At 54.5% G+C, this 20,788-nt stretch carries 21 protein-coding genes; 13 read left to right on the forward strand and 8 right to left on the reverse strand.

Features of this window, described 5'->3' with window-relative positions; genetic code table 11:
- Positions 1-12: 12 nt before the first annotated feature.
- The 8 genes from mrdA (at position 13) to lipA (ending at position 9,046) form a co-directional block, all read left to right on the forward strand.
- On the forward strand, positions 13-1,914 hold the full coding sequence (mrdA, locus tag WFM46_RS10030; RefSeq protein WP_103178666.1) for a peptidoglycan DD-transpeptidase MrdA: 1,902 nt from the start codon (positions 13-15) through the stop codon (positions 1,912-1,914).
- Between the two features lie 2 nt (positions 1,915-1,916).
- Positions 1,917-3,029, forward strand: a complete 1,113-nt coding sequence (gene mrdB / locus WFM46_RS10035) for a peptidoglycan glycosyltransferase MrdB (RefSeq protein ID WP_103178665.1) — start codon at positions 1,917-1,919, stop codon at positions 3,027-3,029.
- A 10-nt stretch (positions 3,030-3,039) separates the two neighbouring features.
- Positions 3,040-4,161 carry an endolytic peptidoglycan transglycosylase RlpA gene (gene rlpA, locus WFM46_RS10040; protein ID WP_336997562.1) on the forward strand — a complete coding sequence of 374 codons (1,122 nt, stop codon included), beginning with the start codon at positions 3,040-3,042 and terminating at the stop codon, positions 4,159-4,161.
- A gap of 138 nt (positions 4,162-4,299) precedes the next feature.
- Positions 4,300-5,511: a D-alanyl-D-alanine carboxypeptidase DacA gene (dacA, locus tag WFM46_RS10045; protein WP_103178663.1), complete on the forward strand. Its 1,212-nt coding sequence runs from the start codon at positions 4,300-4,302 to the stop codon at positions 5,509-5,511.
- Positions 5,512-5,618: 107 nt separating this feature from the next.
- Entirely contained in the window at positions 5,619-5,882 is a 264-nt protein-coding gene (gene ybeD, locus WFM46_RS10050) for a DUF493 family protein YbeD (protein WP_003022706.1), read from the forward strand.
- 92 nt (positions 5,883-5,974) lie between these two features.
- Positions 5,975-6,616: a lipoyl(octanoyl) transferase LipB gene (gene lipB, locus WFM46_RS10055; RefSeq protein WP_336997563.1), complete on the forward strand. Its 642-nt coding sequence runs from the start codon at positions 5,975-5,977 to the stop codon at positions 6,614-6,616.
- Between the two features lie 304 nt (positions 6,617-6,920).
- Positions 6,921-7,865, forward strand: a complete 945-nt coding sequence (locus tag WFM46_RS10060; RefSeq protein ID WP_336997564.1) for a YbeF family transcriptional regulator — start codon at positions 6,921-6,923, stop codon at positions 7,863-7,865.
- Positions 7,866-8,080: 215 nt separating this feature from the next.
- Positions 8,081-9,046 carry a lipoyl synthase gene (gene lipA, locus WFM46_RS10065; protein WP_336997565.1) on the forward strand — a complete coding sequence of 322 codons (966 nt, stop codon included), beginning with the start codon at positions 8,081-8,083 and terminating at the stop codon, positions 9,044-9,046.
- Between the two features lie 84 nt (positions 9,047-9,130).
- Here the strand turns inward: lipA and tatE are convergent, their stop codons facing one another.
- Together tatE and WFM46_RS10075 are read right to left on the reverse strand one after the other, a co-directional pair.
- Complete coding sequence (tatE, locus tag WFM46_RS10070; protein WP_336997566.1) at positions 9,131-9,334, reverse strand: twin-arginine translocase subunit TatE; 204 nt, start codon at positions 9,332-9,334, stop codon at positions 9,131-9,133.
- 125 nt (positions 9,335-9,459) lie between these two features.
- Positions 9,460-10,248 carry a deaminated glutathione amidase gene (locus WFM46_RS10075; protein WP_336997567.1) on the reverse strand — a complete coding sequence of 263 codons (789 nt, stop codon included), beginning with the start codon at positions 10,246-10,248 and terminating at the stop codon, positions 9,460-9,462.
- A 66-nt stretch (positions 10,249-10,314) separates the two neighbouring features.
- On the opposite strand from WFM46_RS10075, the gene crcB reads away from it, so the two are divergent.
- Complete coding sequence (gene crcB, locus WFM46_RS10080; RefSeq protein ID WP_103178657.1) at positions 10,315-10,698, forward strand: fluoride efflux transporter CrcB; 384 nt, start codon at positions 10,315-10,317, stop codon at positions 10,696-10,698.
- A gap of 220 nt (positions 10,699-10,918) precedes the next feature.
- Here the strand turns inward: crcB and cspE are convergent, their stop codons facing one another.
- Together cspE and pagP are read right to left on the reverse strand one after the other, a co-directional pair.
- Complete coding sequence (gene cspE, locus WFM46_RS10085; protein WP_002439184.1) at positions 10,919-11,128, reverse strand: transcription antiterminator/RNA stability regulator CspE; 210 nt, start codon at positions 11,126-11,128, stop codon at positions 10,919-10,921.
- Between the two features lie 190 nt (positions 11,129-11,318).
- A complete protein-coding gene (pagP, locus tag WFM46_RS10090) occupies positions 11,319-11,894 on the reverse strand; it encodes a lipid IV(A) palmitoyltransferase PagP (protein ID WP_336997568.1) in 576 nt (191 codons plus the stop codon).
- A 714-nt stretch (positions 11,895-12,608) separates the two neighbouring features.
- Here pagP and dcuC point away from each other — a divergent pair.
- A complete protein-coding gene (gene dcuC / locus WFM46_RS10095; protein WP_114387673.1) occupies positions 12,609-13,982 on the forward strand; it encodes an anaerobic C4-dicarboxylate transporter DcuC in 1,374 nt (457 codons plus the stop codon).
- A gap of 88 nt (positions 13,983-14,070) precedes the next feature.
- Positions 14,071-14,880 carry a ribonuclease I gene (gene rna / locus WFM46_RS10100; RefSeq protein WP_336997569.1) on the forward strand — a complete coding sequence of 270 codons (810 nt, stop codon included), beginning with the start codon at positions 14,071-14,073 and terminating at the stop codon, positions 14,878-14,880.
- A 4-nt stretch (positions 14,881-14,884) separates the two neighbouring features.
- Here the strand turns inward: rna and WFM46_RS10105 are convergent, their stop codons facing one another.
- A complete protein-coding gene (locus tag WFM46_RS10105; protein WP_336997570.1) occupies positions 14,885-15,505 on the reverse strand; it encodes a flavin reductase family protein in 621 nt (206 codons plus the stop codon).
- Between the two features lie 397 nt (positions 15,506-15,902).
- Between WFM46_RS10105 and rnk the strand changes: the two genes are divergently transcribed.
- On the forward strand, positions 15,903-16,313 hold the full coding sequence (gene rnk / locus WFM46_RS10110; RefSeq protein WP_103178653.1) for a nucleoside diphosphate kinase regulator: 411 nt from the start codon (positions 15,903-15,905) through the stop codon (positions 16,311-16,313).
- A gap of 71 nt (positions 16,314-16,384) precedes the next feature.
- Here rnk and WFM46_RS10115 read toward each other — a convergent pair whose 3' ends face one another.
- Positions 16,385-17,623 carry a zinc-dependent alcohol dehydrogenase gene (locus WFM46_RS10115; RefSeq protein WP_159339297.1) on the reverse strand — a complete coding sequence of 413 codons (1,239 nt, stop codon included), beginning with the start codon at positions 17,621-17,623 and terminating at the stop codon, positions 16,385-16,387.
- 220 nt (positions 17,624-17,843) lie between these two features.
- Here WFM46_RS10115 and uspG point away from each other — a divergent pair, with 220 nt between their 5' ends.
- Positions 17,844-18,254: a universal stress protein UspG gene (gene uspG, locus WFM46_RS10120; protein ID WP_336997571.1), complete on the forward strand. Its 411-nt coding sequence runs from the start codon at positions 17,844-17,846 to the stop codon at positions 18,252-18,254.
- Between the two features lie 56 nt (positions 18,255-18,310).
- Here uspG and ahpF read toward each other — a convergent pair whose 3' ends face one another.
- Both ahpF and ahpC read right to left on the reverse strand, forming a co-directional pair.
- The gene (ahpF, locus tag WFM46_RS10125; protein WP_103178650.1) at positions 18,311-19,876 is read right to left on the reverse strand and encodes an alkyl hydroperoxide reductase subunit F; all 1,566 of its coding nucleotides are present in this window, start codon (positions 19,874-19,876) and stop codon (positions 18,311-18,313) included.
- 315 nt (positions 19,877-20,191) lie between these two features.
- Entirely contained in the window at positions 20,192-20,755 is a 564-nt protein-coding gene (ahpC, locus tag WFM46_RS10130; protein WP_103178649.1) for an alkyl hydroperoxide reductase subunit C, read from the reverse strand.
- Positions 20,756-20,788 lie beyond the last annotated feature (33 nt).

Below are 20,788 nucleotides of genomic sequence, written 5' to 3' on the forward strand. Positions count from 1 at the left end.
ATTAAGCAGCGGATGAAACTACAGAATTCTTTTCGCGACTATACGGCTGAGTCCGCGCTGTTTGTGCGCCGGGCGCTGGTCGCCTTTTTGGGGATTTTGCTGCTGACTGGCGTGCTGATCGCCAACCTCTATAATCTGCAGATTGTCCGTTTTACCGATTACCAGACCCGCTCCAACGAAAACCGCATCAAACTTGTTCCCATCGCCCCCAGTCGCGGCATCATCTATGACCGCAACGGTACGCCGCTGGCGCTGAACCGCACCATCTACCAGATTGAAATGATGCCGGAGAAGGTCGATAACGTGCAGCAGACGCTTGATGCGCTGCGCAACGTGGTCGATCTTACTGATGACGATATCGCCGCCTTCAAAAAAGAGCGCTCACGCTCGCACCGCTTTACCTCGATCCCGGTAAAAACCAACCTCACCGAAGTGCAGGTTGCCCGCTTCGCCGTGAACCAGTACCGCTTCCCCGGCGTGGAAGTTAAAGGCTACAAACGTCGCTTCTATCCGTACGGCTCTGCCCTGACCCACGTTATCGGCTATGTCTCGAAAATCAACGATAAAGATGTCGACAGGCTGGATAAAGATGGCAAGCTCGCCAACTACGCGGCAACGCACGATATCGGTAAGCTGGGTATTGAGCGTTATTACGAAGACGTTCTCCACGGCCAGACCGGTTATGAAGAAGTTGAGGTTAACAACCGGGGAAGGGTGATCCGTCAGTTGAAAGAGGTGCCGCCGCAGGCCGGACATGACATCTATCTGACCCTGGATCTTAAGCTCCAGCAGTATATCGAAACCCTGCTGGCAGGCAGTCGTGCGGCGGTGATTGTCACCGATCCGCGCACCGGCAGCATTCTGTCGCTGGTTTCAACCCCGAGCTATGACCCGAACCTGTTTGTGGATGGCATCTCCAGCAAAGACTATTCTGGCCTGCTCAACGACCCGAATACGCCGCTGGTCAACCGCGCGACCCAGGGGGTCTATCCGCCTGCGTCAACGGTGAAACCTTATGTGGCGGTCTCGGCCCTGAGCGCCGGGGTCATCACCCGCAACACCGGTCTCTTCGACCCGGGCTGGTGGCAGCTGCCGGGATCTGAAAAACGCTACCGCGACTGGAAAAAGTGGGGGCACGGTCATCTGAACGTCACCAAATCGCTGGAGGAGTCGGCGGACACCTTCTTCTACCAGGTGGCCTACGATATGGGCATCGACCGTCTCTCGGAATGGATGGGCAAATTTGGCTATGGTCATTACACCGGTATCGACCTGGCCGAAGAGCGTTCCGGTAACATGCCAACCCGCGAATGGAAGCTGAAACGCTTTAAAAAGCCGTGGTATCAGGGTGACACCATTCCGGTAGGCATCGGCCAGGGCTACTGGACCGCGACCCCGATCCAGATGAACAAAGCGCTGATGATCCTTATCAACGACGGGGTGGTGAAAGTGCCGCACCTGCTAATGAGCACCGTCGAAGATGGCAAAAAAGTGCCGTGGGCGCAGCCCCATGAACCGCCGGTGGGAGACATCCACTCCGGTTACTGGGAAATTGCCAAAGACGGGATGTACGGCGTTGCTAACCGCGCGAACGGTACAGCCCATAAGTACTTTGCCGGCGCACCGTACAAAATTGCTGCCAAATCCGGTACTGCGCAGGTCTTCGGCCTGAAGGCGAACGAAACCTATAACGCACACAAAATTGCTGAACGCCTGCGTGACCATAAGCTGATGATTGCGTTTGCCCCTTATGAGAACCCACAGGTTGCTGTGTCGATCATTCTGGAAAACGGCGGTGCCGGCCCGGCGGTCGGCACCATTATGCGCCAGATCCTTGACCACATTATGCTGGGTGACAACAACACTGACCTGCCGAGCGAGAGCCCGGCTGCCGCCGGCGCGGAGGACCAATAATCGTGACGGATAATCCGAATAAAAAATCGCTGTGGGACAAGATCCACATCGACCCGGCCATGCTGCTGATCCTGCTGGCGCTGCTGGTTTATAGCGCCCTGGTCATCTGGAGTGCCAGCGGCCAGGACCTCGGGATGACCGAACGCAAGATCGGCCAGATCACCATGGGTCTGATCATCATGGTGGTGATGGCGCAGATCCCGCCGCGCGTCTACGAAGGCTGGGCCCCCTATCTCTACATCTTCTGTATTATTCTGCTGGTGGCGGTCGATGCGTTCGGGGCGATTTCGAAAGGCGCGCAGCGCTGGCTCGACCTGGGTATTGTGCGTTTTCAGCCCTCAGAGATTGCGAAAATCGCCGTCCCCCTCATGGTGGCGCGCTTTATCAACCGTGATGTGTGTCCGCCGTCGCTGAAAAATACGGCTATCGCGCTGGTGCTGATCTTCCTGCCGACGCTGCTGGTGGCGGCGCAGCCAGACCTCGGCACCTCAATCCTGATCGCCCTCTCCGGCCTGTTTGTACTGTTCCTCTCTGGCCTGAGCTGGCGGCTTATCGGCATTGCGGTGGTGCTGGTCGCAGCCTTTGTACCGATTCTGTGGTTCTTCCTGATGCACGATTATCAGCGCCAGCGTGTGATGATGCTGCTGGATCCGGAGAGCGACCCGCTGGGAGCAGGCTATCATATTATACAGTCGAAGATTGCAATCGGCTCTGGCGGCCTGCGCGGTAAAGGCTGGCTGCACGGAACACAGTCGCAGCTTGAGTTTCTGCCTGAACGTCACACCGACTTTATTTTCGCGGTACTGGCCGAAGAGTTAGGTCTGGTGGGGATTTTGATTCTGCTGGCGCTCTACCTGCTGTTGATCATGCGTGGATTGTGGATAGCTGCCCGGGCGCAAACCACCTTTGGCCGCGTGATGGCCGGTGGCTTGATGTTGATTTTATTCGTTTATGTTTTCGTAAATATTGGTATGGTGAGCGGTATTCTGCCGGTGGTAGGCGTACCGCTTCCCCTGGTGAGTTACGGAGGCTCGGCCCTGATTGTTCTGATGGCCGGGTTCGGGATCGTCATGTCGATCCACACACACAGAAAAATGTTGTCAAAAAGCGTATAAGGGGCACGCAATGCGTAAGCAGTGGTCTGGGATCTGCATCGCAGTGAGTTTACTGGCAGCCTGTACAAGTGACGATGGTCAGCAGCAAGCGACCATCGCACCGCCGCAGCCGGCAGTATGTAATGGTCCGGTGGTTGAGATCAGCGGAGCCGATCCGCGTTTTGAACCGCTCAGCGCTACCGCGAACCAGGATTACGAGCGAGACGGTAAGAGCTACAAAATCGTCCAGGATCTTTCCCGCTTCAGTCAGGCAGGCCTGGCGGCTATTTATGATGCTGAGCCGGGAAGCAACCTGACCGCATCCGGTGAAGTGTTTGATCCAATGCAGCTTACGGCTGCGCATCCGACCCTGCCGATCCCGAGCTATGCGCGTATCACCAACCTGGCGAATGGCCGGATGATCGTGGTGCGTATTAATGACCGGGGCCCTTACGGCAACGATCGCGTCATCTCGCTTTCGCGCGCCGCGGCAGACCGCCTGAACACGTCAAACAACACCAAAGTGCGGATCGACCCGATTATTGTCGCCCAGGACGGTTCGCTATCCGGCCCGGGTATGGCCTGTACTACCGTGGCAAAACAGACTTATGCCCTGCCCGCGCGTCCCGATCTGAGCGGCGGTATGGGTAGCGCGTCGTCCGTTTCCGAAGCTGCGCCGCAGGGTGACGTGCGCCCCATCAGTAACGACACGCTGAAAAGCGAAGACAGCATGGGCGCACCGGTCAGCAGCAGCGGCTTCCTCGGCGCACCCACCACGCTTGCGCCAGGTGTACTGGAAGGCAGCGAACCGCCAGCGCCGCAGCCGGTCGTCACCGCGCCGGTGAACCAGACGGCTCCGGTCACTGCGCCAGTTTCCGCTCCGACTCAGGCGCCGGTTACGGCCCCCGTTTCCGCCCCTGCCCAGGCCGGTGGCTATGTCGTGCAGGTTGGCGCAGTCAGCGATCGGGCACGTGCGCAGCAGTATCAGCAGCGCCTCGGCCAGCAGTTTGGTGTTCCGGGTCGTGTTGAGCAAAATGGCGCAGTCTGGCGTATCCAGTTAGGCCCGTTTGCCAGCAAATCTGAGGCCGCCGCGTTGCAGCAGCGCCTGCAGAATGAAGCGCAGTTACAGTCATTTATCGCTGTTGCAAAATGATAATCGGCGGTATCCGAATTGTCAGTTTTTGTCATGATGATTCACATTCTCATGCTGAAAGTCGGATGCCTGCCTGTATAGCATTTGCTATAGTAAGGCACTTTTTTTAATTCCATCACGGATGTCGTTGTTCTGACCATGAAGACCACTTTCTCCGCTCGTTTTATGCAGCGCATGGCGCTCACTACGGCGCTTTGCGCTGCCACGCTCTCTGTTGCTCACGCCGATGACCTGAATATCAAGACCATGATCCCAGGCGTTCCGCAGATCGACGCGGAATCCTACATCCTGATCGACTACAACTCCGGCAAAGTGTTGGCTGAACAGAACGCTGATGCACGACGCGATCCGGCCAGTCTGACCAAAATGATGACCAGCTATGTCATCGGTCAGGCCATGAAAGCAGGTAAATTCAAAGAGACCGACCTGGTCACCATCGGTAACGATGCATGGGCTACCGGCAACCCGGTATTTAAGGGCTCATCTTTGATGTTCCTGAAACCGGGTATGCAGGTGCCTGTCTCTCAGCTGATCCGCGGCATCAACCTGCAGTCCGGTAACGATGCCTGCGTGGCGATGGCAGACTTTGCGGCTGGCAGCCAGGATGCCTTCGTCGGCCTGATGAACAGCTACGTGAGCGCGCTGGGTCTGAAAAACAGCCACTTCCAGACGGTTCACGGCCTGGATGCTGAAGGTCAGTACAGCTCTGCGCGCGATATGGCGCTGATTGGTCAGGCGCTGATCCGTGACGTACCGAACGAATACACCATCTACAAAGAGAAAGAGTTCACCTTTAACGGTATTCGTCAGACCAACCGTAACGGCCTGCTGTGGGACAACAGCCTGAACGTTGACGGCATCAAAACCGGCCACACTGAAAAAGCGGGTTACAACCTGGTCGCCTCGGCGACGGAAGGCCAGATGCGTCTTATCTCTGCCGTGATGGGCGGTCGTACCTTTAAAGGACGCGAGACTGAGAGCAAGAAGCTGCTGACCTGGGGCTTCCGCTTCTTCGAAACCGTTAACCCGCTTAAAGCAGGGAAAGAGTTTGCTTCTGAGCCGGTCTGGTTCGGTAATAACGATCGTGCCTCCCTGGGTGTAGATAAAGATCTCTACCTGACCATTCCTCGTGGACGCATGAAAGATCTGAAGGCCAGCTATGTGCTGAACGCCAGCGAGCTGCACGCCCCGCTGAAGAAAAACCAGGTTGTCGGCACCATCAACTTCCAGCTCGATGGTAAAACCATCGATCAGCGCCCACTGGTGGTGCTGGATGAAATCCCTGAAGGCAATTTCTTCGGCAAAATCATTGATTACATTAAATTGATGTTCCATCACTGGTTTGGTTAAGAATTGAACACTTGAAAGTGTGATTTCTGTCCCCATATACTATGTAACCTGATAACTCCCACCTGATGTGGGAGTTATTATTTTTTTGACGTACTGCCGGAGCTCCCATGAAAACCAAACTTAATGAACTGCTTGAATTCCCTACTCCTTTTACTTACAAAGTAATGGGACAGGCGTTGCCTGAGCTGGTTGATCAGGTGGTTGAGGTGGTACAGCGCCATGCGCCAGGTGACTACTCTCCGACGGTGAAACCAAGCAGCAAAGGTAACTACCACTCTGTGTCGATCACCATCACGGCCACGCATATTGAACAAGTCGAGACCCTGTACGAAGAGCTCGGCAATATCGATATCGTTCGTATGGTGCTTTAACGCCTTTCGGTTACCCGCATCGCCGGGTAACCTGCTTCCCCTCTGTGATATACTCCCCGCTACAGTTTGTTCCTTCGTTCGGAGAGATCGTTTTGTATCAGGATACCCTTCTCGTTCGCCAGCTAGGGCTGCAGCCCTATGAGCCTGTCTCCCAGGCTATGCATGAATTCACTGACACACGCGACGAGAACACGCCGGATGAGATCTGGCTGGTAGAGCATCCCCCCGTCTTTACCCAGGGTCAGGCGGGCAAAGCTGAGCATCTGTTAATGCCTGGCGATATACCGGTTATCCAGAGCGATCGTGGTGGGCAGATTACCTATCATGGGCCGGGTCAACAGGTGATGTATGTTCTGCTCAACCTGAAACGCAGAAAGCTCGGCGTGCGCGAGCTGGTGACGGTGCTGGAACAGACGGTGGTGAATACGCTGGCTGAATTTGATATTGAAGCGCACCCGCGGGCGGACGCGCCCGGCGTCTATGTCGGCGAAAGAAAAATATGCTCCCTCGGCCTGCGAATCCGTAAAGGGTGCTCTTTTCACGGTCTGGCATTAAACATCAATATGGATCTTTCGCCTTTCCAGCGCATTAACCCTTGCGGTTATGCCGGGATGGAAATGGCGCAAATGTGCGAGTGGGTCCAGGGCATTACGCCCGAGATGGCGCGCCCACATTTGGTTAACTCTATTTTAGCGCTGCTAAACAATCCACCACATAAATATATTGCTGCTTAATTCCCCTTCCCGATTGGCTCATTTATTTGATGAGCCATTCTTATTTGAACCATTTATCCTTTACAACACCCCCTGTTTTCTATATTTTCAAAACGCCTGCAACACGTCTGCACAATCGCGTTTCACCTGTTTTTCCGCGTCGGCATGGCCAACCGGCTGGCGCAGTCACGCCTGATTAAAAGCAATGTCATTCAAAGAGTTAATGTAAAGAACCTCAATTAACAGAAGCAGTTTGCCCATCTCAATAAGCACATTATTTAAATTCAACTATTATTTATATCGTGAATATATATGGAGGGATAGCGTGGATAATAATAAAGTTTCAGAAAAGCGCTTGAGTGAAATCGACAGTGATGCAAAACCGCAAATTTTTCGGACTTTACGTAATATCGATCTCAACTTACTGACGATTTTTGAAGCGGTATATGTCCATAAAGGGATCGTTAATGCTGCGAAAATTCTGAATCTCACTCCCTCGGCAATTAGCCAGTCCATTCAAAAATTACGGACCATTTTTCCCGATCCGCTCTTTATTCGTAAAGGCCAGGGGGTAACCCCCACCGCCTACGCCACACATCTGCACGAATATATCAGCCAGGGGCTGGAATCGATTCTCGGGGCGCTGGATCTCACCGGCAGCTACGATAAGCAGCGCACTATCACCATTGGCACGACCCCGACCGTAGGCGCTCTGGTTCTGCCGCCAATCTACCAGGCCGTCAAGATTCATGCGCCACACCTGATGCTGCGTAATATTTCGATCGTTGACGCCGAGACGCAGTTAGGCCAGTTCCAGTCCGATCTGATTGTGGACAGCAATTCCCTCAATGCCCGTGCACTGAGCCACCACGTACTTTTCGCCGACAGACTGCTGCTAATCTGCCGTAAAAACCATCCGGCGTTGAGCCAGGCCGCTACGGTAGACAATTTGCAGCGCTATGAGCAAACGCTGCTGACGCTGGAAGGCCAAAATCTGAATGGGCTGCGACAGCGCATTAACGACATTTTCCCGGAAAAGCAGGTCAACTTCAGCAGTTACAATCTTTTTACGATTGCCGCCCTGATTGGCAACAGCGATCTGATTGGTATCATCCCGGAGCGCCTGTTTAACCTGGTACGCCATTGCTGGCCGCTGGAGCAGATCCCCTTCGCCCCGCTCAATGCTGAATGCGTAGAAATCTCGCTGTATTACAACAAGCTGAGCCTGCGCGACCCGGTGCTGGAAAATCTCATCAACGTCATCCGCTAGGCCTTTTAAGCCTTATCCACATCCCTAAAAGCGGGTTATGCCGCACAAAAGGCTCAAAACAACAACTATTTTACAATTTGGCGACCGGGCAGGCTGCTTTATCGTCCGTATCAATGATATACTGCCTGTCGTTCGTTCAAAAATAGTTGATAAATACAACATTCCCTTGAATTGAAACGCTTTCCTTCGATATTCGCAACTGGAAGACGCACGCTATGAGTAAACCCATTGTGATGGAACGCGGTGTTAAATACCGCGATGCCGATAAAATGGCCCTAATCCCGGTTAAAAACGTGGCTACGGAGCGCGAAGCGCTGTTAAGAAAACCGGCATGGATGAAAATTAAACTTCCGGCGGACTCTTCGCGTATTCAGGGAATTAAAGCGGCGATGCGCAAAAACGGCCTTCACTCTGTTTGTGAAGAGGCCTCCTGCCCGAACCTCGCTGAATGTTTCAACCACGGCACCGCGACCTTCATGATCCTCGGCGCAATCTGTACCCGCCGTTGCCCATTCTGTGACGTTGCCCACGGACGTCCTGTCGCCCCGGATGCCAATGAACCCCAGAAACTGGCGCAGACCATTGCTGATATGGCATTGCGCTATGTGGTTATCACCTCCGTCGACCGTGACGATCTGCGCGACGGCGGCGCTCAGCACTTTGCTGACTGCATCACTGCCATCCGTGAAAAAAGCCCGTCCATCAAGATTGAGACGCTGGTTCCAGACTTCCGTGGCCGTATGGATCGCGCGCTGGAGCTCCTCAACGCCAACCCGCCAGATGTCTTTAACCATAACCTGGAAAACGTACCGCGCCTCTATCGTCAGGTACGCCCGGGCGCAGATTACAACTGGTCCCTGAAGCTGCTGGAGCGCTTTAAAGAAGCCCATCCGGATATCCCGACAAAATCGGGCCTGATGGTCGGTCTGGGTGAAACCAACGAAGAGATCGTTGAGGTGATGCGCGATCTGCGTCGTCATGGCGTCACCATGCTGACGCTGGGCCAGTATCTGCAGCCAAGCCGTCACCACCTGCCGGTGCAGCGTTACGTCAGCCCGGAAGAGTTTGACGAGATGAAAGCCGAAGCGATGGCAATGGGCTTCACCCACGCCGCCTGTGGTCCGTTTGTGCGTTCGTCTTATCACGCCGATATGCAGGCGAAAGGCGAAGAAGTGAAGTAAGCCCGTCACAAAAGCTTACAGTTCACCCATAAAAAAACCGGCTACAGGCCGGTTTTTTTTATCAAACGCTTTATCGCGTCGCCATTACTCTTTGTGAGAGAGCTTCTCGGCAGTGATATCCGCGTCGGCACTTCTTTTTGCCGTTGCGTCATCGTCGTTCATCGCTTTTTTAAAGCCTTTGATGGCAGCACCCAGGTCTCCACCCAGCGTACGTAATTTTTTGGTACCAAACAGCAGGACAACCAGTGCGGCTACCACCAGCAGTTTGGTAATACTAATCTCACCCATAGATACCTTCTTGACGTAAACAGGCTGCATTTCGCGCCTTAAAAACCCGACCTTATTAACGGTCATTTGGCGCCCGCACACAATAGCAATCTGTAACAAGGTGAATCAAGCGTTGTTTAAAAAACTCACAATAATTGCGGTGGCGCGAAACGTCGGTTGCGCAGGACCGGCAACTGCTGGCGCGCCTTGATGATGCGCTCCCGGTCGATCTCAGCCAGCAACAGTGCCGGGCCTTCAGCCGCGGCTGCAATGGTCACGCCCAGGGGATCGATAATGCGGCTCTGACCGATATTCTTATTGCCGCACTCGCCTGCTGCGATCACATAGCAGGTTGTATCCAGCGCCCGGGCCGCCAGAAGCGTTGACCAGTGGTGCTCCTTGAGCGGCCCTCTGACCCATGCCGCAGGTAAAACCAATACCTCTGCTCCCGCCAGCGCCAGATTCAATGCCATCTCCGGGAAGCGCAAATCGTAGCAGGTCATTAGCCCCAGATGGATGCCGTCGATCTCAATCAGCGGCGGTACAACCGAGCCCGCATCAACCAGACGGGACTCCTGAATACTGAACGCATCATAAAGATGGAGTTTGGCGTACTGCGCAACGATCCTGCCGTCGCGCAAGGCGACAAGGGTGTTAATGGCCCTGCCTGCGCTTGAAGGAACATGTACGGTCAGTACCGTGGTCAGGTGATTACGTGCGCTCTCCTCCAGCAACCGCGTCAGAAAGCCACCGTCGAGCTGCTGGGCGGACTTTACAGAGAGGTCGGGATCGTTATCATCACGTGCCAGCAGCGCTTCGGGCAGCACCAGCAGCGATGCCCCCTGCTCTGCCGCCTGCGCCATCAGCGACACGCAGGTTTCGGCATTTTTTTGCCACTCCGCTGTTACTGCAAATTGTCCAACCGCCACGTACATATTTTCCCCCTGCCTCAAACGGCGTTACACTCATAGCCCTTACACATCAAACAGCAGGTATTGTTCGTGTTTCAACTACTTTTAGCCGTTTTTATCGGTGGGGGCACAGGAAGCGTGGCGCGCTGGCTGTTGAGCATGCGGTTTAATCCGCTGCATCAGCAAATCCCGTTCGGCACGCTGGCAGCGAATCTCACGGGGGCCTTTATTATTGGCCTGGGGCTGGCGTGGTTCAACAGGATGACCCACATCGATCCGGTGTGGAAATTATTGATCACCACCGGCTTCTGCGGCGGGCTGACAACGTTCTCAACCTTCTCGGCGGAAGTGGTGTTCCTGTTACAGGATGGCCGCGCCGCCTGGGCGCTGCTGAACGTCGCGGTCAATCTGCTGGGCTCGCTAATGATGACCGCGCTCGCATTTTGGTTAGTTTCTGCAATTAACGCGCACTAAAACCACGGCCCTTAATGTTGGCTTAATTTTTCTCAGGCACCCTTGAGGCAGTTGACTGAGAGGGCGTGGGAATGAAAGAGAAAATGGCAAGCGCAGGGGCGGTGATGCTGGGCATACTGATTATCGCCAGCTTTCTGAAACTGTACATGTTTAGCTGAGCTGAAAACGAAAAAAACCCGCTCGGTGAGCGGGTTTTGAAATTCTTGCTGTCTCGTCTGAATTACAGAGCGATTACGTTAGCAGCAGAAGGGCCTTTGGCACCGTTAGTGATTTCAAACTCAACGCGCTGACCTTCAGCCAGAGTTTTGAAACCATTGCTCTGGATTGCAGAGAAGTGTACGAACACGTCTTTGCTGCCATCTTCCGGAGTAATGAAACCGAATCCTTTGGACTCATTAAACCACTTAACGTTACCTTTAATCTTAGACATCAAAATTACCTTTACATGAAAATTGGACACAAATGCTGTGTCGGGTATCAGTACAACAATTGTTAGCGGTTTTGTCCAGTGGCTTTTTGAAGAAAAGTGACAAAAGTCGCGTTAATTTTTCCTGCCCAATTTTTATCCTTTACTATTCAATAACTGGCTATTAAATCACCAGCGTGTAAAGTTTTTTCAGTTAAAACTGAAACCGCATCCAGGCGAAGTAAACGTTGCCGTTGCTATAGGTACCGGGGATGTAGGTCATCTGGAAGGTTGCCGGACCATATCCCACAGAAGCCAGCGGTAAGAGCACCGGAACGGGGATGTAATTCCAGTTATCGCGCGCCGTCACTGCAGCAGTAAATCCGAGCCCCAGGTGGAGGTTGTCATCGGCCAGCGGCCGCCAGGTTTTCTCCCAACCGTAGCCCGCAATCGGCTCCCATTTATTGTAAGAGTCTTTAAACGCCATGGCATAAAGTCCATGCCAGTTACCTTTTTCATCCCAGCGCGACTGGCCCGCTCCCGCGCCCCACGGACGTTCGTTATAGCGATCGGTCTTCTCTTTATCGTAGGCAAAGCGGGCATGCCAGGTGATGGCGGGGACATAGAGATCGTAATGCTGGGGTGCCTCCCAGGTTTCAACCATATCGTTGTGGATCGTTTTGACCCAGTCCCTGAGAGTAGGTACATCTTTAGCCATTGCCGCAGTTGAAAAAGGTAACTGAGCAAAAATAAAAGAAAAAATAAGGAAAGATTTATTAAAAAACGTCACAATCAAATTACCATTTTCATATTCACCGCATCTTCTCGCACAGAATAGCGGAATGGAAACATGACGACATTGGCGTTTATCTTAATTATTCAGCGCAGCAGATAAGAATTGTCCTGATAAAAAATGGCTTACCGCAAAATATTAAGATGGTTTTAAGAAAAATTAATGATGATGCAATAGCTTATATAGCATACGAATAGCTTACCCCCTATCGCAGCGGTGTTGCGCGGCTCCTATACCGTCGAGAACCCCTCAACCGCCCACCCCTCAGGCTGGCAACACGCATCGCGCCAGGACGCCTTTGCCGGATATTTATCCGCATTGAAATAACGGCTAAAAAGGTAATATTTTTATCCGCATAAGCCCATCTTAAATATATTTTAAGAGCGATCCGAGCGGTAAAATATTATCCGCGAAGTGACGGTTAAAGCGTATTGAAATTTGATTATCTGAATGTATCGGGTTCCTTTCTGCAGCAGAGAGACGCCAGAGGCGGGTTTAAGGAGTGTGGTGATCGCGCGTCCACACGCGAACCAGGACCAACCAGCGAAGATACATAGCGCTGCAGCAGAAAATCGGCAACAACGACGCTTTAGTCGCCGATTTATTGATTTTAGTCAGCGAGACCGGGCCATTATTTCGGCACATTTTGTCACCTTATTTTCATTGCTACTTTATCCTTCGCTCTGGGGGCGTCGGGAAACAGAGGAAACCATGCTAACGTTTATCGAGCTCCTGATCGGGGTGGTTGTCATTGTCGGCGTCGCACGCTACATCATTAAAGGTTACTCCGCTACCGGGGTGCTCTTTGTCGGCGGTCTGACTCTGTTGATTGTCAGTGCCCTGATGGGTCACCAGGTGCTGCCGTCCAGTGCCACCAGCACCGGTTACACCGCAACCGACATCATTGAATATATCAAAATCCTGCTGATGAGCCGCGGTGGCGATCTGGGGATGATGATCATGATGCTCTGCGGCTTTGCCGCCTATATGACCCACATCGGCGCCAATGATATGGTCGTTAAGCTGGCCTCAAAGCCGCTGAGCTATATCAACTCCCCTTACCTGCTGATGATTGCCGCCTATTTTGTCGCCTGCCTGATGTCACTGGCCGTGTCGTCAGCGACGGGCCTCGGGGTACTGTTGATGGCGACCCTGTTCCCGGTAATGGTCAACGTGGGGATCAGTCGCGGTGCGGCGGCAGCCATCTGTGCCTCCCCGGCAGCGATTATTCTCTCCCCCACCTCCGGTGACGTGGTACTGGCCGCTAAAGCCGCCGAGATGCCGCTGATCGATTTCGCCTTTAAAACCACACTGCCGATCTCTATTGCCGCCATTATCGGCATGGCAATTGCGCACTTCTTCTGGCAGCGCTACCTCGATAATAAAGAGAACATCTCGCACGAACGCCTCGACGTCAGCGAAATCACCACCACCGCCCCCTCCTTCTATGCGATTCTGCCGTTTACGCCCATCGTCGGCGTGCTGATTTTCGACGGCAAATGGGGTCCGGAACTGCATATCATCACCATTCTGGTGCTCTGCATGCTGATTGCCGCACTGCTGGAATTTGTTCGCGGCTTCAATACTCAGAAAGTCTTTAGCGGCCTGGAAGTGGCCTATCGCGGCATGGCGGATGCTTTCGCCGGGGTGGTGATGCTGCTGGTGGCGGCCGGGGTCTTTGCCCAGGGGCTGAGCACTATCGGCTTTATCCAGAGCCTGATCTCCATCGCCACCTCGTTTGGTTCGGCGAGTATCATCCTGATGATGGTGCTGGTTGTCCTGACCATGCTGGCGGCGATGACCACCGGCTCCGGTAATGCGCCGTTCTACGCCTTCGTGGAAATGATCCCGAAACTGGCGCACTCGTCCGGTATTAACCCGGCCTATCTCACCATCCCGATGCTGCAGGCCTCCAACCTGGGCCGCACCATCTCCCCGGTTTCCGGTGTCGTGGTCGCCGTTGCCGGGATGGCGAAGATTTCGCCGTTCGAAGTGGTAAAACGCACCTCTGTTCCGGTGCTGGTTGGGCTGATTATCGTGATTATTGCCACGGAAGTACTGGTGCCTGGCACCGCCGTGGGCTAAGCCACGCCACAGCATAAAGCGCCTGCGGGCGCTTTTTGTGCTTTAATAAGCACCAGCAATATTTTGCATTCAACCATCAGGAATTGACATGTTCAGAAAGGATTTCGTTTTGCCTGTCAGCGTAACCGCAGTTGCGCTGTGCGCTTTCCCGGGGCAGGCCGCCCCGCTTCAGGCGACGCAATATGCGGATTTCGATCGCTACGTGCTGGCGCTCTCATGGCAATCTGGTTTTTGCCAGAGCCTGCATGACCGCAACCGCGCAGCGCCAGATGAGTGCCGCCTGCAAAAAGAGCGTAACGACAAAACGACGATCCTCACCGTTCACGGCCTGTGGCCGGGCTTGCCGAAATCTATCGCCGCTCGCGGCGTCGACGATCGCCGCTGGATGCGCTATGGCTGCGCCACCCGCCCCATTCCCAATATGCCGGAGGCAAAAGCCAGCCGTAAATGCGACGCCGCCGAGACCGGCCTGTCGCTGACCGGTGCAGCGAAGCTAAATGAGGTGATGCCCGGCGCAGGCGGCAACTCCTGCCTCGAACGTTACGAATATGCCAAACACGGCGTCTGCTTTGGGTTCGATCCCGACGCCTATTTCGGCACCATGGTGCGCATGAACCAGGAAGTCAAAGCCAGCCCGCTGGGGCAGTTCCTCGCGGCCAACTACGGCAAAACCGTCACCCGCAGCGCCTTTGACGCCGCCGTCGCCAGAAGCTGGGGGCCGACAACGGTGAAAGCCGTCAAGCTCAGCTGCAGCGGTAATCCGGCCTATCTCACGGAAGTACAGCTTTCCCTCACCGCGGCCAGCATCAACGCCCCGCTGGCAACCTCCTCATTTGTGCCACAGCCGCATCCGGGCAACTGTGGCAAACAGTTTGTGATCGACAAAATCGGTTACTGAGATCTTACCCTTTTCGCGCGTCCGGGCGGACCAGGTCAAAGCGTTGATCCTCGCTAATGGCGAAGTACGCCGTCGGGCCACCGGCGCGCAGCACCGGCTGGGCTTTCGCCGTCTGATAGATCCCGTCCTGCAGCAGGTTTTCGTCAATGTGGATCCCCACCACTTCCCCCAGCACCAGCCAGGTATCGACCGGAGCGCCGCTGGCGGCAGTCAACTGGATACACTGGGACAGGCGGCACTCAAAATTGACCGGACTTTCGGCGACGCGCGGCACCTTCACCAGCTGGCTCTCCGCTTTAGTCAGCCCGGCACGTAAAAACTCATCCTCCCCGTGCGCGAGGCTGGCAGAGGTCTCATTCATGGCGCTGGCCAGCTCACGGGTGGTGAGATTCCAGACAAACTCCCCGGTCTCGACAATATTGCGCACGCTGTCCTTCCAGCCGGTGCTGGCAAAACCGATGATGGGCGGATGGTAATTAAAACAGTTGAAGAAGCTGTAGGGGGCCAGATTGGGGCGTCCTTCAGGATCGCACGAGGCAATCCAGCCAATCGGACGTGGGCCAACAATGGCGTTAAGTGGATCGTGCGGCAGGCCGTGTCCCTGGGAAGGTTGATAAAAGTACATAGCGCTCTCTGAACAGGTTTGGAATGTAAACCGGCAGGCACGGATTACGCTTCGCTCATCCCCCTGCCCCAAGAGGATCAGCGTAACGCAATCCGTATGAAATGAAGAATGAATATGTGTCGTTTATCAACGCTTATCAGCGGCGCTCACTTTGTAAGGGCGCATAAAAAGGATAATCCAAATCGGCGAACGATCACGTTTTTCGTACAAAATTCATACTATAGAGGCAGATGACAGCCTGGAACTCAATCCACACCATGAATGTGACAGCCATCACTTCAAACCCGGGCGCAGACTCAGTATTATCAGTTATCGTTAAACCCTCGCTACCGGATGGCGAGGGTTTTCTTTTGGCATCTTCTGCGGTTGTCGCAGCATTAACGACATGGAGTAAATAATGTCCAGACCCACCATTATCATTAACGAACTCGATGCTGAACGTATCGACCGCCTGCTGGAGCAACCGGCCTTTGCATCGCTGCCCGTCGCAGATGCCCTGAACGCTGAACTGGATCGTGCCCAGATGTGTGCCCCGCAGGACATGCCGTCTGACGTGGTCACCATGAACAGCCAGGTGAAATTCCGCGATTTGACCACTGGCGAAGTGCGTACCCGCACGCTGGTCTACCCGGCGCAGATGACCGACAGCAGCACGCAACTGTCGGTCCTGGCACCGGTGGGGGCCGCGTTGATTGGCCTGCGTACCGGCGACACTATCCATTGGGAACTGCCAGGCGGTACCGCCACGCATCTGGAGGTGCTGGAACTGCTCTGGCAGCCTGAAGCAGCAGGCGAATACCTGCGTTAAGCCCATCTGAATAAGCGTTTACGCGCTTAACCCAGAGGATGCCGGGGCATCCTCTTTCCGGCCTTCCGCTATCAGATCACGCCGCCAGGCATAGGGTTGACCAGCCCCGTGACCCGCTCTTTTGCCACTTCCGCGCTTTGTGCACCAGGCACCAGAATAATTTTCCGGCACTCTTCCTGACGCTTATCAAAGATCTCATATCCGCGAGCCGCCTCTTCAAACGGCATATAATGGGTGACGATCTCTTCAGGCGTGAGCAGCCCCTGCTCGATCAGCGGCAACAGTTCACCCAGCCAGGCATGAACGTCAGTCTGCCCCATTTTAAAGGTGAGCCCTTTGTCAAAGGCATCGCCAAACAGGAAACCATGAATAAAGCCGGCATAGACGCCCGGCACGCTGACGATCCCACCGCGCCGTACCGCAGCAATACACTGCCGCAGGGCTTTACCGCTGCTGCCCTCGAGCTTGAGGTTGGTCAGCACCGTTTCCGTAGTGCTCCCTTTCGCCTCAAAACCTACCGCATCGATAACAGCATCCACCCCACGCTGGCCCCGGGTCTGCTCAATGATTTTTTCTGCGGCATCGTCGTCGCGATCAAAGTTAATCGGGATCGCGCCGTAACGATCCTGGGCGAAGCGCAGTCGGTAGTCGTGATGATCGACGATAAAAATCTGCTCGGCCCCGAGGTAACGTGCGCAGGCAACGGTCAGGAGGCCTACTGGCCCGGCGCCAAATACCGCGACGCTGCTGCCCTGAGTGATCTGGGCATTTTTGGCGGCCTGCCAGGCAGTGGGCAGGATGTCCGACATGAACAGGGCCTTATCATCTGACAGCAGCGGCGGCACCTTAAAGGGGCCGACGTTGCCTTTTGGCACGCGGACATATTCCGCCTGGCCGCCGGGCACACCACCGTAAAGATGGCTATAGCCAAAAAGCGCAGCCGGAGGTGGGATCTGTTTTTTATTCAGGGAGGCGCCGCGCCCGCTGTTGGTATTTTCACAGGCGGCATAATGCTGCAGGCGGCAGAAAAAGCAGTCGCCGCAGGCAATCACAAAGGGGATCACCACGCGATCGCCCTTAGCGAGATTTTTCACCTCTCGGCCGGTCTCCACCACTTCCCCCATAAACTCATGGCCGAAGATATCGCCATGTTCCACCTTCGGGATCTTCCCATGATAGAGATGCAGATCAGAACCGCAGATCGCGGTGGCGGTGATGCGCAGGATAATATCGTCAGCTTGCTCGATGGCCGGATCGGGTACCGTTTCAACCTTAACGTTATGTGGGCCATGATACGTCAATGCTTTCATTCGACCTCCGGATTCAGAGAAAAAATGCGGGTTTACCTTAAAAGGGTAGCCATCAGCGGGGATATACCGGGAAATTGCACGCCTTTGGGATTATTCCTGGCCTACAAGCGCGACGATATTAAAAAATGCCTGCCAGCTATCAGAATTTGCTTATATTTTGTGTTTGAATGGAATAAGCGTAAATAAACAGGGAGAAACGGGTATGTACTAGACGATTATTATGCCGGTGGATGTTTTTGAGATGGAATTGAGCGACAAGGCGATTCGCCACGCTGAATTCCTGGCGCAGCAGGATGGTATTATTCACTTACTGCATGTTTTACCGGGCTCGTCCACCTTCGGATTGCATCGCTTTGCCGCCGATATGCGCCGCTTTGAAGAGCATATCGAAAAAGAAGCACAAGCCCGGCTGCAGACCATGATCGGCCACTTCAGCATCGACTCCTCACGTCTCAGAACCCATGTCTGTTTTGGTCACGTGCGTGACGTCGTGAATGAGATGGCCAGCGAGCTGAAGGCCGATATCGTGGTGATCGGGTCACGTAACCCGTCAATCTCCACCCATCTGCTGGGGTCGAACGCCTCCAGCGTGATCCGCCACGCCTTTGTGCCGGTGCTGGTCGTGAGATAAAAAAAAGAGGCTACCCCAGGGTAGCCTCTTTACAGTGCAGGTGTTGTCTTACGTTCTTATGCTGTTTTGGTACGAATCAGATGATCAAAGGCGCTCAGTGACGCTTTCGCCCCTTCGCCGGTGGCGATGATGATCTGTTTGTACGGTACGGTGGTGCAGTCGCCCGCCGCAAATACGCCCTTCACGCTGGTCTCACACTTGGCGTCGATGATGATCTCGCCCATGCGGTTACGCTCAATGGCGCCTTCCAGCCAGGTGGTGTTCGGCAGCAGACCAATCTGCACAAAGATCCCCGAAAGCTGAACGCTGTGTACGTCACCACTCACGCGGTCGCGGTACTCAAGGCCGGTCACTTTACTGCCATCGCCTGTCACTTCGGTGGTCTGCGCGTTCAGGATGATGTCGACGTTGTTCAGGCTGCGCACTTTATCCTGCAGGACCTGATCGGCTTTCATCTCTGGCGCGAACTCCAGCAGCGTAACGTGCTCCACGATACCGGCGAGGTCGATGGCCGCTTCCACACCGGAGTTACCGCCACCAATTACCGCCACGCGTTTGCCTTTGAAGAGCGGGCCGTCGCAGTGCGGGCAGTAGGTTACCCCTTTGGTGCGATACTGTTCTTCGCCAGGCACGTTCATGTTGCGCCATTTGGCACCGGTAGCAATGATCACGCTGCGCGCTTTCAGCACCGCACCAGATGCCGTTTCAATCTGGTGGAAACCGCCTTCCTGCGCTGCCGGCACCAGTTTGCTGGCGCTCTGGCTGTCGATCACATCCACTTCATATTCGCTGACGTGCGCTTTCAGGGCGCCAGCCAGTTTCTGACCTTCGGTTTTAGGCACGGAGATATAGTTTTCAATATCCACCGTATCCAGTACCTGGCCGCCAAAGCGTTCGCCCATCAGACCGGTGCGAATACCTTTACGGGCAGAGTAAACCGCAGCCGCCGCACCCGCCGGGCCGGAACCGACAATCAGCACGTCATAGGCATCACGCTTGTTCAGCTCTTCTGCTGCACGTTTTTCCGCGCCGGTATCCACTTTAGCGACGATTTCAGCCAGCGTCATACGACCCTGTCCAAACTCTTTACCGTTCACAAACACCGCCGGAACACCCATCACGTTACGATCGGTGATTTCGTTCTGGAACACCCCGCCGTCAATGGCGGTGTGTTTGATGCGCGGGTTCAGCACCGCCATCAGGTTCAGCGCCTGCACCACGTCCGGGCAGTTATGGCAGGAGAGCGAGTAGTAGGTTTCGAATTCAAAATCACCATCCAGGTCGCGGATCTGCTCAAGTAATGCCTGCGCTTCCTTCGACGGATGACCACCGGTCCACAGCAGGGCCAGCACCAGTGAGGTAAATTCATGTCCCAGCGGAGAACCGGCAAAGCGCGGCCCCTGGGTCGAACCTGGGTTGGTGATCAGGAAAGAGGGTTTACGCACCGCAAGGGTGTTGTCTTCCTTAAAAGTGACCTTTTCGGACAGGTCGGCGATCTCCGCCAGCAGTTCCTTGATTTCTGCCGATTTAGCGCTGTCATCCAGCGTGGCAATCAGCTCAACAGGTTTGGTCAGCTTCTCAAGGTAGGCTTTGAGCTGGGTTTTCATATTTGTGTCGAGCATTCTTTATCTCCTGCTTAAAAAACATCATCATGCAAGCGGCCTAATCCTGGCTGCCTGAGTGCAACTTGCATCATGGTGCTGGAATGAAATGGGCGCGGATGCGCCCATTGAATGCCGGGTGGCACTTCGTTTACCCGGCCTGCGTTTTGTAGGCCTGTGCAAGCGCAGCGCCGCCGGGCGTTGCAAACGAATCTCCAAAGTGGTTCGCGTCAGAGCAAGGCGGCTAGCCTGTGAGTCCCCGGGAGCTTACATAAGTAAGTGACCGGGGTGAGCAGGCGACGCCAACGCCGCTATGGCGCGAAATACGACGGAAATTTAGATTTTGCCAACCAGGTCCAGGGACGGAGCCAGAGTCGCGTCGCCTTCTTTCCATTTCGCCGGGCAAACTTCGCCTGGGTGAGAAGCAACGTACTGAGCCGCTTTCACTTTACGCAGCAGGTCAGATGCGTCACGGCCGATGCCTTCAGCTGTAACTTCTACCGCCTGGATGATGCCCTGCGGGTCAACGATGAAGGTACCACGGTCTGCCAGACCTTGATCTTCACGCATGTTGTCAAAGTTACGGGTCAGGGCGCCAGTTGGGTCGCCGATCATCGCATATTTGATTTTCGCGATGGTTTCAGAGCTGCTGTGCCATGCTTTGTGCGTGAAGTGGGTGTCAGTAGAGACAGAGTAGATATCTACGCCCAGCTTCTGGAACTCGCTGTAGTGGTCAGCAACGTCACCCAGTTCAGTCGGGCAGACGAAGGTGAAGTCAGCTGGATAGAAGAAGAAGACGCTCCAGCGACCTTCGGTATCTTTCTCGGTAACTTCGATGAATTCACCGTTTTTGAACGCCTGGTTTTTGAAAGGTTTGATTTTGGTATTAATTAAAGACATCTGTACTTCCTCCGTGTTTTCGTTGAGGTGTAA

Origin of the sequence: Leclercia sp. M50 (genome assembly GCF_037150775.1) — a bacterium.
In the GTDB taxonomy this organism is placed as follows: Bacteria; Pseudomonadota; Gammaproteobacteria; order Enterobacterales; family Enterobacteriaceae; genus Enterobacter.

Coding starts and splice junctions, on each gene's coding strand:
- mrdA (WP_103178666.1), top strand. CDS start 13: ATGAAACTACAGAATTCTTTTCGCGACTATACGGCTGAGTCCGCGCTG.
- rlpA (WP_336997562.1), top strand. CDS start 3,040: ATGCGTAAGCAGTGGTCTGGGATCTGCATCGCAGTGAGTTTACTGGCA.
- dacA (WP_103178663.1), top strand. CDS start 4,300: ATGAAGACCACTTTCTCCGCTCGTTTTATGCAGCGCATGGCGCTCACT.
- ybeD (WP_003022706.1), top strand. CDS start 5,619: ATGAAAACCAAACTTAATGAACTGCTTGAATTCCCTACTCCTTTTACT.
- lipA (WP_336997565.1), top strand. CDS start 8,081: ATGAGTAAACCCATTGTGATGGAACGCGGTGTTAAATACCGCGATGCC.
- tatE (WP_336997566.1), bottom strand. CDS start 9,334: ATGGGTGAGATTAGTATTACCAAACTGCTGGTGGTAGCCGCACTGGTT.
- WFM46_RS10075 (WP_336997567.1), bottom strand. CDS start 10,248: ATGTACGTGGCGGTTGGACAATTTGCAGTAACAGCGGAGTGGCAAAAA.
- cspE (WP_002439184.1), bottom strand. CDS start 11,128: ATGTCTAAGATTAAAGGTAACGTTAAGTGGTTTAATGAGTCCAAAGGA.
- dcuC (WP_114387673.1), top strand. CDS start 12,609: ATGCTAACGTTTATCGAGCTCCTGATCGGGGTGGTTGTCATTGTCGGC.
- rna (WP_336997569.1), top strand. CDS start 14,071: ATGTTCAGAAAGGATTTCGTTTTGCCTGTCAGCGTAACCGCAGTTGCG.
- WFM46_RS10105 (WP_336997570.1), bottom strand. CDS start 15,505: ATGTACTTTTATCAACCTTCCCAGGGACACGGCCTGCCGCACGATCCA.
- rnk (WP_103178653.1), top strand. CDS start 15,903: ATGTCCAGACCCACCATTATCATTAACGAACTCGATGCTGAACGTATC.
- WFM46_RS10115 (WP_159339297.1), bottom strand. CDS start 17,623: ATGAAAGCATTGACGTATCATGGCCCACATAACGTTAAGGTTGAAACG.
- uspG (WP_336997571.1), top strand. CDS start 17,844: ATGCCGGTGGATGTTTTTGAGATGGAATTGAGCGACAAGGCGATTCGC.
- ahpF (WP_103178650.1), bottom strand. CDS start 19,876: ATGCTCGACACAAATATGAAAACCCAGCTCAAAGCCTACCTTGAGAAG.
- ahpC (WP_103178649.1), bottom strand. CDS start 20,755: ATGTCTTTAATTAATACCAAAATCAAACCTTTCAAAAACCAGGCGTTC.